This is a genomic window from Candidatus Nitrosopelagicus brevis (assembly GCF_000812185.1).
GTDB classification, from domain to species: domain Archaea; phylum Thermoproteota; class Nitrososphaeria; order Nitrososphaerales; family Nitrosopumilaceae; genus Nitrosopelagicus; species Nitrosopelagicus brevis.
Window position 1 is genome coordinate 149,106 of record NZ_CP007026.1, and the last position, 16,039, is coordinate 165,144.

Genomic DNA, 16,039 nt, shown 5'->3' on the forward strand with positions numbered 1-16,039 from the left:
TCATTAAAGGATTAAAATGAGTCTCGCAATTGGAATTCCTGCTTATAATGAAGAAAAAAATATTGCTGTAATTATTACGCAATTAAAGGAAATTACTGATAAAATTATTGTTTGTGATGACGGGTCCAGAGATCTTACATCTAAAATTTCTGAAGATTTAGGTGCTATTGTGATAAAACATGAAAAAAATTTAGGTTATGGGGCAGCTATTAGAAGTATATTCTTAAAAGCAAAAGATTTGGATTGTGATGCATTAGTAACATTTGACGCTGATGGTCAACATAGAATTCAGGATATTAGCAAAGTAATACAACCAATTATTGAAAAGAAATCAGATATTGTAATTGGTTCTAGATTTTTAGATGATGGGGAAAAAGAAGTTCCAAACTATAGAAAAGTTGGAATTAAAGTAATTACAAAAATTACCAATATGTCAATTAAAAAAGAATTAACTGATTCTCAAAGTGGATTCAGAGCTTATTCTAAACAAGTTTTATCTGAATTGAATCCCTCGGAATTAGGAATGGGAATTTCTACAGAAATATTGATTAAAGCAAGTAGTCAAGAATTTAGAATAACTGAAGTGCCAATAAAAATTATGTATGGTGGAAATACATCAACACATAATCCTATTTCACACGGTTCGTCAGTTTTACTTAGTACTATAAAATTCACTTCAATTGAAAATCCATTAAAATTTTATGGCATTCCTTCAGTATTTTTTCTTATAATTGGTTTATCTTTTACTATATGGACAATACAAGAATATGCAATTAGTGGTGAAATAATTACAAATATTGCAATTATTGCAATAGGTTGTGTAATAGTTGGTGTAGTCCTATTGCTGTGTGCCATCTTACTTTATTCATTAGTTTCTGTAGTACGAGAAGGAAAAAATTAATCTTAAATGATTCAAAAACTAAAACATCTTAGGTACTTACAAAAAAGCATTAAAAATTAATCATGAAAAATTATTTACTCTTAGATTCTGAATTTGATTTAGATCTATTAATAAAAACAAAAGAAAATTTTGAAAAAATTGTTTGTTTTGATCTTAATTCTCATTTAATTTTAGAAGAAAATCAAATTGATCATATTTTAGCTGATGAGTATATTGATAAATCAACTATTGAAAAAATTCAATCAGAAAGTTTTTCCTTTTCAAAATGGTATTTAAATGAAAATCTATTCAAATACATTATTTATGAAAACATCAATCTTGGAAAACTATTCAATATACAATTCATGGATATGGTTGTACCTTTTCTAACAAAATTTACACAAATTAATAACATTACAAAAATTTGTCCAAATATCTCTTGCACATCTTCATTATACGAATTAGTACAATATTTTTCAAAAAATGTAAAACATTTTTCTTCCAAATCTAATATTCAAAATAAAAAAATAAGTTATGAATATAAATTTGGAAAATTCAATTTCACTGTTAATCTTTCAGAAAACCAATTTAAAAAAATTAAAAATACTGTTGATTTGTTCCTACAATCTCCTTTTGAGGGTTCAAAAAATAAAAAATCTAAAAATCTACTTTTTATTGAGATTGATCCTATCAAATACAAAAATTTATTCATTAATTCTGAAAATTATGATTGTAGAATAACCTTATTTAATAATCGAAAACCTGCTGTTTGGAATTATGATTCATGGAAAATTATAAAAAAATCTAGATCAAAAATAGTTAATATTAATTCTTTATTTGATTCTGAATCTAAAAACAAAATTTTTTCAGGTACCTCTGAGTTAAAAAATCAATTAAATTTAATGTGGTCAAATGATGATTATTTTTCCACTTTTTTTAGTTTTAACGGTTTATCTTTCTGGGAAATTTTTTCAAAACAATTTATTCCTGAAATTAATTCAAAATTTTTATCTTTTATAGAGTACATTGAATCCACAAAAAAATTATTTCAAAAAAAGCATTTTGATTCAATATTAATTTTATCTGAAGCTGGTGTACAAGAACAAATCACACTTCAACTTGCAAAACAAAATAAAATTCCTGTTGTACTATTACAACATGGAGTACCATATGATACTCCAAATGCAATTAGTAGAAATAATTTATTAGGATTTTTTCCTAATGATTCTGATTTTTTTATTTCATGGGGAAAAATTATTAGTAAATATGTAGAAAACTTTAGAATATCTAAAGATAAGATACAAGACTTAGGTAATCCTGTTTTTGATCAATTATTTGATCATAACGATAATACCTCAAATGAATTTATCTTAATTGCAACTTCTCCTCCTATGAAAGATTTTGTAATAGATAATACGGTTAATGTTCAAATAAATTATTATTCCATACTAAATGAGATCTGTGATTTTCTTACTAAATTGAATAAGAAAGTAATAATAAAACCTCATCCCTCATTAGAAGATAAAAATCTAGAAAATTTTAAACATTTTGAGAATGTTGAAATTATAAAAAATGGAGATATTATTCCTTTAATAAAAAAATGTGAATTACTAATTACTTTTGATCTATCAACGACAATTCTTGAATCTCAAATACTCAAAAAACCTGTGTTGAGTATATCTCTCAAGGACTATGGATTTGGGAAATCAGAAATTTTCAAAAGAGATACTTGTACCACTACATCAATTGTAAATTTTCCAGAAGAACTCAAAAAAATATTATCTAATAACATAACTTACAAACAAAATCCTAAAATAAACTCATTCTTGAAGGATTACCTCTCTTGTCAAGGTAATTCTGCAAAATCAGTATTGTACTTTCTATCTAATTTGTAATTATTGTTATATATGTGATAATTTTTTTTATATCATGTCACGTTTGCAAACTATCAAAGAAATTTTTCAACTTTATATTAATAAAAAAAAGTTTTACATGTTCCCAATTTTCATATTACTCTTGGCACTTGTTGGAGTCACAGCTTTAGCACAATCAGGACTTGTAGCCTTTATCTATCCGATATAATATGCAGACATCATCACCTAGATTCAAATCACTTGCAGTGACTGCAGGATTATCTTTCTGGTTCTTTATTATTACGTCCGGAACTGGTTCTTTTTCTATCCTCTATTTTGCTCTCTTCGTTGGAATTGTTTTAACTATTACTCAAGTATTTGCGAAAAAAATTTCAAAAGGATTGGATATTTTTGCTATAATAAACACAAAAGTTTTCTTAGGCAGTCTTTACATTTTCGTTATATCCATTTATGGTATTCTGTTCAAACTCCTACGAATTGATTTATTACGTTTAAAAAAACAAAATCAATCCTATTGGCTTGAGATTGAATCCTCAAATGATGTGAGGAAGATGTTCTAGTGTATACTCTTGGAATTTCATGTTATTATCATGATTCGGCTGCTGCATTACTCAAAGATGGTGTTGTTGTTGCAGCAGTTGAAGAGGAGAGATTCTCTAGAAAGAAATTTGATGATGATTATCCACGAATGGCAATTGAATGGTGTTTGAAAGAAGCAGGAATTTCACCTTCTGATATAAAATCAGTAGCATTTTACGATAAACCTGTTCTCAAATTTGAAAGATTGCTTGATAATTATATTGCCGTGGCACCTAGAGGTTTATACAGTTTTTTGAATACTATGCCAAAATGGTTACACAGTAGGCTCTGGACAAAAAGTGAAATTAAAAAATCACTTAAGGGATTTACTGGAGAAATTCTATTTCCTGAACATCATATGTCGCATGCAGCACATGCATTCTATACCTCTCAGTTTGAAGAATCTGCAATACTTACTGTTGATGGAGTAGGTGAGTGGAGCACTACATCGTTTGGACATGCAAAAAATAACACCATTAATTTAACTCACGATATACGTTGGCCTCATTCTCTTGGATTATTTTATTCTGCATTCACGTATTTTTTGGGATTTAGAGTGAATGAAGGTGAGTACAAGCTAATGGGACTTGCATCTTATGGTAAACCAAAATATTATGATGAAATCATACACAATCTTGTCGATATCAAAGATGATGGAAGTATACATCTTGATATGAGTTATTTTGCATTTACATATGACAAAGTAATGACAAATGAAAAATTTTCTAAATTATTTGGTATTGAACCACGAAAGAAAAATGAGAAAGCTGAACAAATTCATTTTGATATTGGTGCAAGTGCACAAAAAGTTTTAGAAGATATCCTATTAAAAATGGTAAACCATGTCTATGAAAATTCTAATTCGAAGAATCTATGTATTGGTGGAGGAGTTGCACTAAACGGTGTTGCAAATTATAGAATATTAAAAGAAGGTCATTTTGATAATATCCATGTACCTCCATCACCAGGAGATGCAGGAAGTGCAGTTGGTTGTGCACAATACATCTATTATAATTATCACAATAATCAAAGAATTATTCATAAAAATCCTTCCCATCAAATTACTGAAAATGTATACGTTGGACCATCATTTTCAAACGAAGAAATTTTTGAATATCTAAATTCTGAAAAAATATCATTTGAAAAAATAGAAGGTGATGAATTATTATCTAGAACGGCTAAACTAATCTCTGATGGAAATATAGTCGGTTGGTATCAAGATAAAATGGAATGGGGTCCACGTGCACTTGGTTGTAGAAGTATACTTGCAGATCCAAGAAAAGCAGAAATGAAAGATATTCTTAATGAAAAAATTAAACATAGAGAATCATTCAGACCATTTGCGCCATCAATCCTAGAAGAATATGTTTCAGAATATTTTGATATTGATCGTATTAGTCCATACATGTTGATGGTAGTACCTGTAAAGAAACCAGAAAAAATTCCTGCAGTTACTCATGTTGATGGTACTGGTCGTTTACAAACAGTACATCGAGAAGCAAATCCTCTTTATTATGATTTAATTAAAGAGTTTTACAAAATTACTGGTGTTCCTGTAGTGATTAACACTTCGATGAATGTTATGGGTGAACCAATTGTTCACACTCCTGAACAGGCATATCAAATGATAGTGAAAACAGATATGGATTATTTGGTAATGGGAAATTATTTGGTGAAAAAATAGTGTCAGTACAGGTCGGATATAAGAAACAATTTTTTCTATATCTCTTATTATTTTTAATATTAATAGTTACAATTGAATCTGGAATTCGTATTTATGATCATTATTATCCATCATGTAGTTTTTTTGATAGCGATGTTTTTCTTGAAATGGATGATAATCTTAAACGAACAATTTGTCATGATAATAGTAAATTGAAATGGTCAATTATGCCTCTGCGTTTAGAACCTAATCAAAACTTTGAGACTCTAAATGTTAATTCTGATGGGTTTAGAGGACCAGAACTTCAAGAAAATTCTAAATATAGAATCTTTATTGTTGGTGGTTCCACAGTCTTTGGTGTAGGTGCAACATCAGATAATCATACTATTCCTGGTTATATTCAACAATTTTTTGATAAACAATTTCCAGATGAAGATATTGAAATAATTAACGCTGGTATTCCAAAAGCTTATTCTTCTACTGAAGCAGAATTTATAAAAAATTCATTGGTAAATTATAATCCAGACTTGATTGTAATTTATGATGGATGGAATGATCTCAATCACTCTTACAAACAATTTGAATCAATTGATAGTTCTCCAACTGATGAATTAATTAGAATGATAAATAGAAGTGATTACCTAACACCTAAAGTTCTTATTCAACAATATTTCAATTACCAAAGAACATCTACTGATATTATGGATTTTGATTCATCATATATATCAGAAAAGGTAAATTTATGGAAAAACAACTTAGAAGAAACCTGTAAAAATAGTGAAGTACAAAATTTGAAAACAGTAATTATCCTGCAACCATTACTTGGTACTGGAAATAAAATATTATCTGAAGAAGAAATGCATTATCATGAACACTATGATTCCAAAACTATGATAAAATATTATGAATCATATGCTGAAAATCTTAATGATCTGATAAATTCATGTAATAAAACAATTGATCTAAGAGATGTTTTTGATCCATATGAACAGACTGTCTATTATGATGCTGGCCATATTAGTGATTTTGGTAACAAAATTGTTGCATCAGAAATCTATAATCATTTATCCATATTTTTGAAAAATGAAATTTCTAAATAAAATCTAAAACATATTTTTTAAAATTTTTTTCATTAATTATACTACAACATCGAGATGTTTGTACAATTCTTTATTTTCTGTAAAATAATCAATGGTGTTTTTTAATCCTTCTTCTAATCCAATTTTTGGTGACCAGTCTAATTTTTTCATACAATTAGTAGGATCCGTGAAAAGTCTTCCTGCTTCACCAGGATTAATTTTTCCGGAAAATATAGGTTTAAGATCACTATTCATTAAATCCAGAATTTTTTGGGCTAAATCTGCGATTGTAAGTTCCGTACCGGTTCCAATATTGATAACTTGTCCATCCACATCATTAGCTACTCCAAGTTTTGCATATGCATCAGCTGCATCAGTAACATACATGTAATCTCTACTTTGTTTACCATCGCCATAAACAACTGGAGGTTCATTATTAAGAATTTTTAATATAAATTTTGGAATTGCTTTCTCAATACTTTGTCTTGGACCATATATTCCAAAGAATCTTGACATTACAACTGGCATGTCATATGTACAAAAATATGAGAACATTAAACGATCAGATGCAACTTTTCCTGCAGCATAAGGACTACGTGGTACTAATTCATTATCTTCTGTTATGGGAACTTTGTTTGGCTTTCCATAAACTTCTGCACTACCTGCATGAACAATTTTTCTAACATCATTAATTCGTGCTGCTTCTAGAACATTTGCTGTTCCAACTGTATTTGTCACATAAGTCTCCAGAGGATTATGTAAGGAATACTGAACATGACTTTGAGCACCCAGATGATAAATTATATCGGTATCTTTAGTTTCTTGAACCAGTAGTGATAAATCAGAAATTTCACCCCATCTGATTTTTAGATGTGTCTTTAGATGAGGAATTGATTTTATTACATTACTAGAATTTCTTCTAACTAATGCAGTTACATTGGCTCCTAATTCGACTAGCCTATCACAAACAAAACTTGGAATAAACCCATCAGCACCAGTAACAAGAACATTCAATCCTTTAAAATCCGTATTACTCAATATGATGAAATCTTGATTATATCTTATAAATCAATAAAATAAATAAAACCATATTCAGAAACAATTGTGTTAATTGGTAGAGCACCATTAAGAATTAGTTTTTCTGGAGGTGGAACAGATTTTGAGGATTATCACAATTCTCATACAGGATATTCGATATGCACTTCAATTAACTTGTACACGTATGTTATTGCAAAAAAACGTAATGATAATTTACTGCAAGGATTCTCACCAGATTTTGCATCTCATCTTTCACCAAGTTCATACAAAAAAGTGAAACCATTATGGGGACATGAAATACCTCTAGCCTGTTTAAAAGAATTAAAATTTAAAGAAGGATTAGATATATTCATCTGCACTGATGTATCTGCAGGCTCTGGTCTTGGGTCTTCATCATCTTTGGCAACAAATATTGTTAATGTAATTAGTACAATGAAAAATAAAAAATGGTCTAAAAATAAAATTGCAATGTTGGCATATAAAATTAGTACCTCTAATTTAAAATGGAATATTGGAAAACAGGATGAGTTTGCATCTGCGTTTGGAGGAATAAATCTCTATAAATATACAAAAAATAAAGTCACAGTTACACCCGTAAAATTAAATAAATCAACAAGAAATGAAATTGAAAAAAACTCTTTACTATTTTTTATTGGAAATAGAAAACCATCTTACGATATACTTTCTGAACAATTGAAAAATATTAATAAAAATAAATCAGAAACAATTAATGCATTACATAAAGTCAAAGAATTAACCTTGGAAATGTATACTGCACTAAGAAAAAATGATCTTAATTTATTTCAAGATATACTGAAACAATCTTGGATTGAAAAGAAAAAATATGCATCTGGAATAACAAATCCTAAAATTGATGCAATCATAAAAAAAGGATTTTCATTAGGTGCTGGTGCAATGAAGGTTACTGGTGCTGGTGGTGGAGGACACCTGTACATGTATGCCGAAAAGTCTAAACATAAACGAATTATAAGAAATATGTCAAAAATTGGTATACAAAACATTGATTTTACATTTACAAAAGATGGAGCAAAAGTTGTTGATGTTGGTGACATTTGAAAATTGATGTAATATGACTGATAATGATGACATAATAAAAAATTTGGATGAGCAAATTAATTGCATATCAAAAATTAAATCTGAACAATTGGATATAATTGAAAAAATACTTGAAGTTTTAGAAACTGCAAGAAAAACTAATCAAAAAATAATACTTTTTGGTAATGGTGGAAGTGCTTCAACCTCTTCACATTTTGCATCTGATTTACAAAAAACAAGTATAGTTGATAATGCAAATAGATTTCGTGCAATATGCCTTACTGATAATATTCCTGTTCTTACTGCTTGGGCAAACGATACTTCCTATGAAGATATTTTTTCTAGTCAGTTAGAAAATTTCTTAGATAGTGATGATGTAGTTCTTGCTATCAGTGGTAGTGGTAATTCTCCAAATGTTGTCAAAGCCGTTGAATTAGCAAATAAAATGGGTGCAAAAACCATTTCATTAACAGGTAAAGATGGCGGAATGCTATCAAAAATATCAAAAATAAATCTAAATATTCCTAATTCAGATATGTTGACAATAGAAACAATGCATCTGTTAATATGTCATCTTCTTACTACATTACTTAGAAAAAAAGGCAATCCAGCTTTTTCGTACTAATGTCAAGAGCTGCTATCTTCTTAGATAGAGATGGGGTAATTAACCAAAAAAGAGATGATTATGTAAAAAATATCTCTGAATTAGAGATATTTGAATATGTTCCAAATGCAATAAATCTTTTAAAAAAGAATAATTTTTTGATAATTTTGATCACAAATCAATCTATAATAAATCGAAAAATAGTCACACTTGATACACTAAATGCTATTCATAAAAAACTTCAAAATTTTTTAAATGAACATAATACTTCTATTGATGCAATTTATTTTTGTCCTCATAAACCTGATGAAAATTGTGATTGTAGAAAACCTCAACCAGGTTTGATCTTAAAAGCAACAAAAGAATTTGATATTAATTTAGAAGAAAGTTGGTTTATTGGTGATAGTCAAACCGATATTGAGGCTGCAAATTTGGCTAATTGTAATAGCTTTCTTGTAAATGATAGTCATAATCTAATGTATGCCGCACAAGAAATAATTAAATTAAAAAATTCAAGTGTTTAACTAATTTATATTATCTTTTATTAAAATCAGTGTATGAAAACTGCTGTTGTAATTCCATCTATGAGAGGTCCAAAATGTCTTGAGAGTTTTCTAGAAATTGCTCCTGAAAATGTTGATTTTATTATTATTTCAGAAAAAAAATTAGAAAAGAAATATGAAAGGACTGTAGAATTTAACGATAAAGAGGTTTTTGAAAAATCCTGGATCTTTAATAGACATACAAAACGGAATTTTGGTTTTGCATATGCCTTACAACAAAATTATGATGCAGTTGTGAATCTTGATGATGATTGTTTTCCAAAATCTAATACCTATTTCACTGATCATATTGAACGATTAAAATCATCATCACATGATTACTTTAATATTTTGAATGCATATTCCAATATCCCTTCTGATGTATTTTTCCACGGAGCACGTGGTCATCCAACCAGTATAACCAAAAAATCTCAGGTTGTTGTTAATCAAGGATTATGGGAATGTGATTTAGATCTACCTGCAAGAACAATTAGTAATATTCTATCAAGTAAAGATGGAAAAATACCTGAACCCTTATGTAATCAAAGCAAAGTCCTTCAAGATTTTGTTATACCAAAAAACCAATTTACAACAGTTTGTGGTATGAATACATCTTTTTTAAAAGAAGTAATTCCTGCATTTCCATATACTTACCAAGAACCAGATGGTTTTGGTGTTGCAAGATATGACGATATTTGGTCCGGTCTCTTCATTAAAAAAATTCTAGATAAATTAGACAAAAGGATGAGTGCTGGTTTTCCAATTGTTTCTCATGAAAAAGGAACACGTGATGTAAATATTGATGTTAAATTTGAAGATAAAGGTGATACTATGAACTCATTCCTTTGGAATAATCTATCTGATTTAACATTAGAAACCAATGATTATACTTCCTGCTTTTTAGAAATTGCCGATTGGTTAGGTAAAACAAGCAAAAATAATAATTCATTAAAATTCTTTGAAAAAGTTGCAGAATCAATGTATGGTTGGATTAAATTCTTAGATAGTAAATTCTAAAAGACTGTCCGCCAAATATTGATATGAATAATGAAAAATCTACTCAACTAAAATTACTAATTACTGGCGCAAATGGGTTCATCGGAACTAATTTTATAAAAAAATTTCATAATAATTATGACATAATTGCATTAACTCATAATAATAATTCATTAAAAAATTTTTCAGGCATAAAAAATATAATTATTGAATCTAATGATATTTTAGATAATTCAATAATTGAAAAAATTGTTTCGTATAATCCTGATGTGGTATTACATCTAGCGAATTTTGGTTATCTTAGAGATTGTGAAAATAACCCTGAAAAAACATATCAAACAAATGTTGTTGGGCTACGTAATATTCTACAAATTTGCCAAAAAATTAATTCAAAAATAATTTTTACATCATCAAGAGAAGTATACGGTGAAACTATTCGAGAAACAAGTTCTGAAACTGATGAATTAAATCCTAATAATGTATTAGGAAAAACAAAAATTCTATCAGAAAATCTCATAATATCTAACTCCGATATTTCAAAATTTGATTATACAATTCTTAGACTATCAAATGTTTTTGGTCCCCATTCTCCATCTTCTGTTGTAGGTTTAATGTTAACACATGCTTTAAAAGAAAAAAAAATTATTGTTTATGGAGGAAAACAAACATTAAATCTTGTTTACATAGATTATGTTATTGATATTATTGATAAAATAATCTGCTCTCCTGAACTAACAAAAAATAAAATTTTGAATATTGGTTCAAATGAAAATATTACAATTATTGATCTTGCTAGAAAATTAACTAATCTATTTAATGAAAAAATTGATATTCTTAAACTTGAACCACGTGATTCTGAAACCAAATATTTTAAACCAAACTTACAAAAAATTCATGAATTGTTTAATTTTAATTCTAAAAAAACTATTAATGAAGAATTAAAAGAAACACTTGACTGGTTTAGAGAAAATTCTAAAGATTAATTTAATTCTAAATTATGCCTTTATTGGTTTCACTTCTCTTATTAGACGATTTGCGTCAATTCCTACTTCTGATTCATTTTCTTTAAGATTTTCTGGATTAAATTTGTATCTTCTCTGTTTCCTTCCCCAAAATAATGTTCTATAACACCATGTTATAGGATCATTTTCAATAACCAAATTTCTATAATAATACTTTTTTTCAGATTGCTTTAATTCATTACTAGTATTGACAAAGAATTCCTTCCAATCAAACTTGAATTCTTCTGTTTTTATCTCCATATCGTCATCTTTTGTTGTAAGTAGAAAAGCTTCAAGTTTTACAAGATCATTTGTAATATCTTTAGAAGTTCCATAACCATGCTTTTCTTCTAAGAAATTAACAAATTTAGTTGCCTCTTCCACAAATTTCATTTTATTTGGAACTAAACGTAACCAACTTGCTTCTTCTATCGGCCATGTTATATCTCCAAACTCTGGTACATGATGATCCCATCCATGACCTGAAAATCCGTCTCGAATATGTTTCTCAACAATTTTCAGTTCATCTGCAAGTATAGAATCTCTTGTCCTACAATATTCTAAAATTGTTTCAAAAAATGATACAATTGATAATCCATGTGTTTGTTCATAATAATTTTTAATTTCTTGAAAAACTCCTAGGTTTTGGAATGTAGTAAAAACCCATCCATATACTCGCATCTCAATTAAATCCTCAAAAGTATAGGAACTTGCACCTACAACAATTTCTTCATTTTCTAATATCTCATCTTTGTGTATTGAAGAATGTCCTAAGTACATAGGAGAATTAATCACTTTTATTTTGTATTTTTCTCTATAATCTGGTAAATTCATTGGTGCATTTGGCAAAACACTACAATTATGTATTAAAACTGTATCAAGTTTTGTTTGAGCTATAATCTCTAATCCATGTTTGAAACTATCAAGTGTCTCTCCTGGCAGTCCAATAATTATCTCTGTATACGTTGGAATTTCATTTTCTCTAAATGTTGATGTCAAATCTGAAAACTTTGAAAATTTTATGTTAGCCCGTTTAATAATTTTTAAAGTCTCTGGATCGAGGGACTGAACTGCTAATGTAACACCACCTAAAACTCCTCCATCCCGTAATTCACGTGCAATTGGAAGAATCTGATCAGTCGTATTCTTTGCCCATGCAACAAAGAATTTTGTTGGATAATGTTTCTCCAAACAAACTTCTTTTAATTTTCTGGCTATTCGTAAATCTCTCTCTCGGAAAATTCCAAAATTAGCATCGCATCCATGTATATACCTCATTTTATTATCTGCAAACCATTCAATTTCTTTAAACAATCTTTCTTCAAGATATTTTCGTGTCCTGCTAAATGTAGCCATTCCCCAATCACAAAATGTACACTGATATGGACATCCTCTATTGGTTTCCCAACAACAATCCCATTGATATTCACTTTCTTTATCTGCAATATCCCAAATTCGATTTGTTAGATAAGGTGATGGTAATTGATCTAAATCACTAATACGTTCTTCCGGCATAGTTCTCATTGTTTTTGTAGAGATGCCTTTTACTTTTGACCAATCTTTGTCATCTAAGTAAGTACTCAATAAATTCTTAAGAATAATTTCTCCTTCACCATGTACTAGTATATCTACAAATGGGTATTTCTCAAAAAAGCCATCTGTAAAATCTGGAACTTGCGGTCCACCAAAAACTATCAAACATTTGGGATTTCGTTTTTTTACTTCTTTAGCCAAATGAGTAGTTATTTCCCAATTCCATACGTAACATGAACATAACAAAATATCTGATTCATCACATTCTTCGATATTTTGATTCACTTTATCTCTAAAAACAAATGTTTTTTCAAAATTAAATTTATCACCTAATTCTTTTTGTGATTTTACATATGTGTATAACATGGCAATACTATAAGGAAGTTGAATTTGTTTTCCATAGATGTAGTTGTATTGGCTAGAGCTAACCTTAACCACATTCATCAATCTAAAATCCTCCCGATGTTATTTATAATTATTTATCAAAATATCACTTTCTAAACTGTATTCGATTAATATTATAGATTAACATCAAGTTCTTGTGTCAACAGAAAAATCGTGCTATCTTTCTATTATTCTTCCAGCTTATAATGAAGAAAATGGATTAGAAAAATGTGTTAATGAAACAATCAAAACTGTTAATTCTGAAAATATTTCATACGAAATTATTATTGTTGAAAATGGTTCTACAGATAATACATACAAAATTGCTCAACAAATATCTAAAAATTTTAATTTTATTTCCGTTGTGCATCTTGAAGAACCAGGATTTGAAAATGCTATAAGAAATGGATTTAAGCTTGCTAAAGGTGAACTTGTTGCACATTTGGATGTGGATCTTTCAACAGATATGTCACATTTTAAAGAATTATTATCACATGCAAAAAACTATGATTTTGTTACTGGTTCAAGGTATCTTGATTTAAGTTCTGCTAAAAGAACATTTGGAAGATTATTTTTAAGCAAAGCATTCAATTCATTATTAATAAATTTCCTTTTAAAATCAAAAATAAAAGACAATAACTGTGGATTTCGTATAATAAAAAAAAATGTTGGACTCGAGCTTCTAAATTTTGTTGATAGTAATACTGGTTTTGGTAATGTAGAAATTATTGTTATCGCACAACGTAAAGGATATTCTGTAAAAGAATTTCCTGTAAAATGGACAGAAAATATGTCTGATATAAAATTTAAATGGGTTTCTGAATTTCTTATTCCAGCATTAAGATTATGGCGTAGACTAAACTTTTAAGAAATATTCTTTTTAAAAATTTATTTATTTAGAAATGAATTAGTAAAATAGTTTATTAGTTTTAGAGAAATTAAAATTTCATGTTGGATTGGTTAACAATATCATGATGTCTAAACAGTTTAATGAATATTCTTACAAAAAATTTTCAATAGTTCTAACATTAATATTTTTGATTGTAACTTCTTACGTAGCATTTTTTGAACATACTTCTTGGATTGTTGATCAGGATGGTATTGGATATCTACATGGTGGAGAATCAATTTTAGCAGGAAATGGTAAAAATGTAAAATTTTTTGATGCGCCTTATGGTGGTGCTATATTTTTTGCCTTAGTAAATTCATTTTTTGACGATGGTTTTACAGTAATGAAAATGATATCAATAATTTCTGGCAGCGGTTCGGTATTTCTTTCATACTATATTTTACGAAATGTTGTTAGATCAAGAACTGCGTTTCTAGGACAATTATTCTTTGCATTTTCTCCTTGGGTTGGATTTTTTTCTATACAAGCCGAGATAGACATGTTTCCAATATTTTTCATCATGCTGTCTTTGTATTTTATTACAAAAAGTGAATTAAGTAAATTTGATATACTTTTGTCGGCTGTATTCATTGCAATTTCATTCATGGTAAGAACGCAAACTATAGTTGTGATTTTTACAATAGTAATCACTTTAATGATATTTTTCAAGAACGATTATAGAAAAAATATTAAATTTTTAATAATTTTTTTATCAGTATTATTTATCTCACTTGGTCCACTGATTTATTATAATTATGATACACATGGAGTTTATTTTGATCATGATTTATCATTTTATTTACAATTTGCAAGTAAGTATCAAACAATTGAATGGAAAGAACGAGTTACTGAAATTGCAGTTAATGGTGATGGTACACTAGAAGCAATTTTCACTGATTTTGATTTATTTGTAAAAAATTATCTTTACAATCTTTTTAACAATTCTCCAAGTAAATTTTTTAATATTTTTGATAAGATCAATATTTCACCCATACCAATAATCCCAATTATAGGTGCAATCCCAATTATCGGTGGAGCTATACATATTATTAAAAATTATAAAAATAATCACTCAAAGAATATACTTCCTTTATTATTACTTCCATTAGTTTTCTGGTTATTAACATCCTTGGTAAATCTCTCTGCAGGAGAACAGTTTTTGGTAATAGGAATTTCATTCGCTCTATTTTCGGCAGTATTCTTTTCTGAAACACTTCCTGAAAAAATCTTGAAAAATAGAAAAACTAGTCAGATAAAAAATTTGAATATAGATAACAAAAAGAAATTATTAATTTGTTCGATAATCATTTTGATACTCATATCTAATTTTGGTTATTCTTATGTAATGTACAGAGCAACAACTTCTTTTCAAGCATTTGAAAACATCTCAACAGAAATTGAATATGTATTTCATCCAGAATTAGTGCAAAAAAGAGGTGATGTACTAAATGACATTTGGAAAAAACTAGAACAAGAAAATAATATTGAAAATAGCTACATTATGGCTCCACAGCTATATTTTGTTCCATATGGGCAATCTAAGTTGTTATTTGCACATTTTAATGAAGGTCCAAGTGATGATACTATAGAAAATTACATAACTAGAGAAAATTGGAAGTTTACAGAAAAATTCCATTCAAACATCCATAGTATTCCTGCTGATAGATTAGATGAGAATAATCCAATCCCAAAATATATTGTTCATATTGATAGAGATTTTGGTAAGAAACAGCATGAATTTATAAAAATTCTAAATGATCCATATGATGAAAATATTCCATCAAATTTTGAAAATATTTATTTTTCAAAGGAACATGGAATAACGGTATATAAAATAAATAATTAACATTTTTTTAAAAATTTTCTCATAGACTAACTTGTTGATATGGTATAATTCTATTATTATTCATTTAATATCTTT

Annotated in this window: 15 protein-coding genes; 13 read left to right on the top strand and 2 right to left on the bottom strand. The window is 28.1% G+C overall.

Features of this window, described 5'->3' with window-relative positions; translation table 11 throughout:
* Positions 1-16 precede the first annotated feature (16 nt).
* The 6 genes from T478_RS00830 to T478_RS00850 all read left to right on the top strand — a co-directional run bounded on the left by T478_RS00830 (position 17) and on the right by T478_RS00850 (position 6,096).
* Positions 17-901 (top strand): glycosyltransferase family 2 protein, encoded by an 885-nt coding sequence (locus T478_RS00830; RefSeq protein WP_048104433.1) that lies wholly within the window; start codon positions 17-19, stop codon positions 899-901.
* Positions 902-963: 62 nt separating this feature from the next.
* Positions 964-2,775 (top strand): glycosyltransferase family protein, encoded by a 1,812-nt coding sequence (locus tag T478_RS00835; RefSeq protein ID WP_048104434.1) that lies wholly within the window; start codon positions 964-966, stop codon positions 2,773-2,775.
* A 34-nt stretch (positions 2,776-2,809) separates the two neighbouring features.
* Positions 2,810-2,962, top strand: a complete 153-nt coding sequence (locus T478_RS07920) for a DUF5989 family protein (RefSeq protein ID WP_369677417.1) — start codon at positions 2,810-2,812, stop codon at positions 2,960-2,962.
* 1 nt (position 2,963) lies between these two features.
* Positions 2,964-3,314, top strand: coding sequence for a hypothetical protein (locus tag T478_RS00840; RefSeq protein WP_048104436.1), 351 nt, complete (start codon positions 2,964-2,966; stop codon positions 3,312-3,314).
* Positions 3,314-5,017: a carbamoyltransferase family protein gene (locus T478_RS00845; protein WP_048104437.1), complete on the top strand. Its 1,704-nt coding sequence runs from the start codon at positions 3,314-3,316 to the stop codon at positions 5,015-5,017. Before T478_RS00840 ends, T478_RS00845 begins: the two co-directional genes overlap by 1 nt.
* A complete protein-coding gene (locus T478_RS00850; RefSeq protein WP_048104438.1) occupies positions 5,017-6,096 on the top strand; it encodes an SGNH/GDSL hydrolase family protein in 1,080 nt (359 codons plus the stop codon). Before T478_RS00845 ends, T478_RS00850 begins: the two co-directional genes overlap by 1 nt.
* A gap of 36 nt (positions 6,097-6,132) precedes the next feature.
* Here the strand turns inward: T478_RS00850 and T478_RS00855 are convergent, their stop codons facing one another.
* The gene (locus T478_RS00855) at positions 6,133-7,113 is read right to left on the bottom strand and encodes a dTDP-glucose 4,6-dehydratase (RefSeq protein WP_160271559.1); all 981 of its coding nucleotides are present in this window, start codon (positions 7,111-7,113) and stop codon (positions 6,133-6,135) included.
* Positions 7,114-7,179: 66 nt separating this feature from the next.
* Here T478_RS00855 and T478_RS00860 point away from each other — a divergent pair, with 66 nt between their 5' ends.
* From T478_RS00860 to T478_RS00880, 5 genes are read left to right on the top strand one after another with little or no spacing between them, the layout of a single operon-like run.
* Positions 7,180-8,190: a GHMP family kinase ATP-binding protein gene (locus T478_RS00860; protein ID WP_048104446.1), complete on the top strand. Its 1,011-nt coding sequence runs from the start codon at positions 7,180-7,182 to the stop codon at positions 8,188-8,190.
* Positions 8,191-8,203: 13 nt separating this feature from the next.
* Complete coding sequence (locus T478_RS00865) at positions 8,204-8,794, top strand: D-sedoheptulose-7-phosphate isomerase (protein WP_048104447.1); 591 nt, start codon at positions 8,204-8,206, stop codon at positions 8,792-8,794.
* Complete coding sequence (locus tag T478_RS00870; RefSeq protein ID WP_048104451.1) at positions 8,794-9,297, top strand: D-glycero-alpha-D-manno-heptose-1,7-bisphosphate 7-phosphatase; 504 nt, start codon at positions 8,794-8,796, stop codon at positions 9,295-9,297. The genes T478_RS00865 and T478_RS00870 overlap by 1 nt, the downstream gene beginning before the upstream one ends.
* A gap of 33 nt (positions 9,298-9,330) precedes the next feature.
* On the top strand, positions 9,331-10,332 hold the full coding sequence (locus tag T478_RS00875; RefSeq protein ID WP_048104452.1) for a hypothetical protein: 1,002 nt from the start codon (positions 9,331-9,333) through the stop codon (positions 10,330-10,332).
* A 23-nt stretch (positions 10,333-10,355) separates the two neighbouring features.
* A complete protein-coding gene (locus T478_RS00880; protein WP_048104454.1) occupies positions 10,356-11,294 on the top strand; it encodes an NAD-dependent epimerase/dehydratase family protein in 939 nt (312 codons plus the stop codon).
* Positions 11,295-11,306: 12 nt separating this feature from the next.
* Here T478_RS00880 and T478_RS00885 read toward each other — a convergent pair whose 3' ends face one another.
* Positions 11,307-13,289, bottom strand: coding sequence for a B12-binding domain-containing radical SAM protein (locus T478_RS00885; RefSeq protein ID WP_082008712.1), 1,983 nt, complete (start codon positions 13,287-13,289; stop codon positions 11,307-11,309).
* 97 nt (positions 13,290-13,386) lie between these two features.
* Between T478_RS00885 and T478_RS00890 the strand changes: the two genes are divergently transcribed.
* Positions 13,387-14,097 (top strand): glycosyltransferase, encoded by a 711-nt coding sequence (locus T478_RS00890; protein WP_052433813.1) that lies wholly within the window; start codon positions 13,387-13,389, stop codon positions 14,095-14,097.
* A gap of 106 nt (positions 14,098-14,203) precedes the next feature.
* Positions 14,204-15,964 carry an ArnT family glycosyltransferase gene (locus tag T478_RS00895; RefSeq protein ID WP_160271560.1) on the top strand — a complete coding sequence of 587 codons (1,761 nt, stop codon included), beginning with the start codon at positions 14,204-14,206 and terminating at the stop codon, positions 15,962-15,964.
* Positions 15,965-16,039 lie beyond the last annotated feature (75 nt).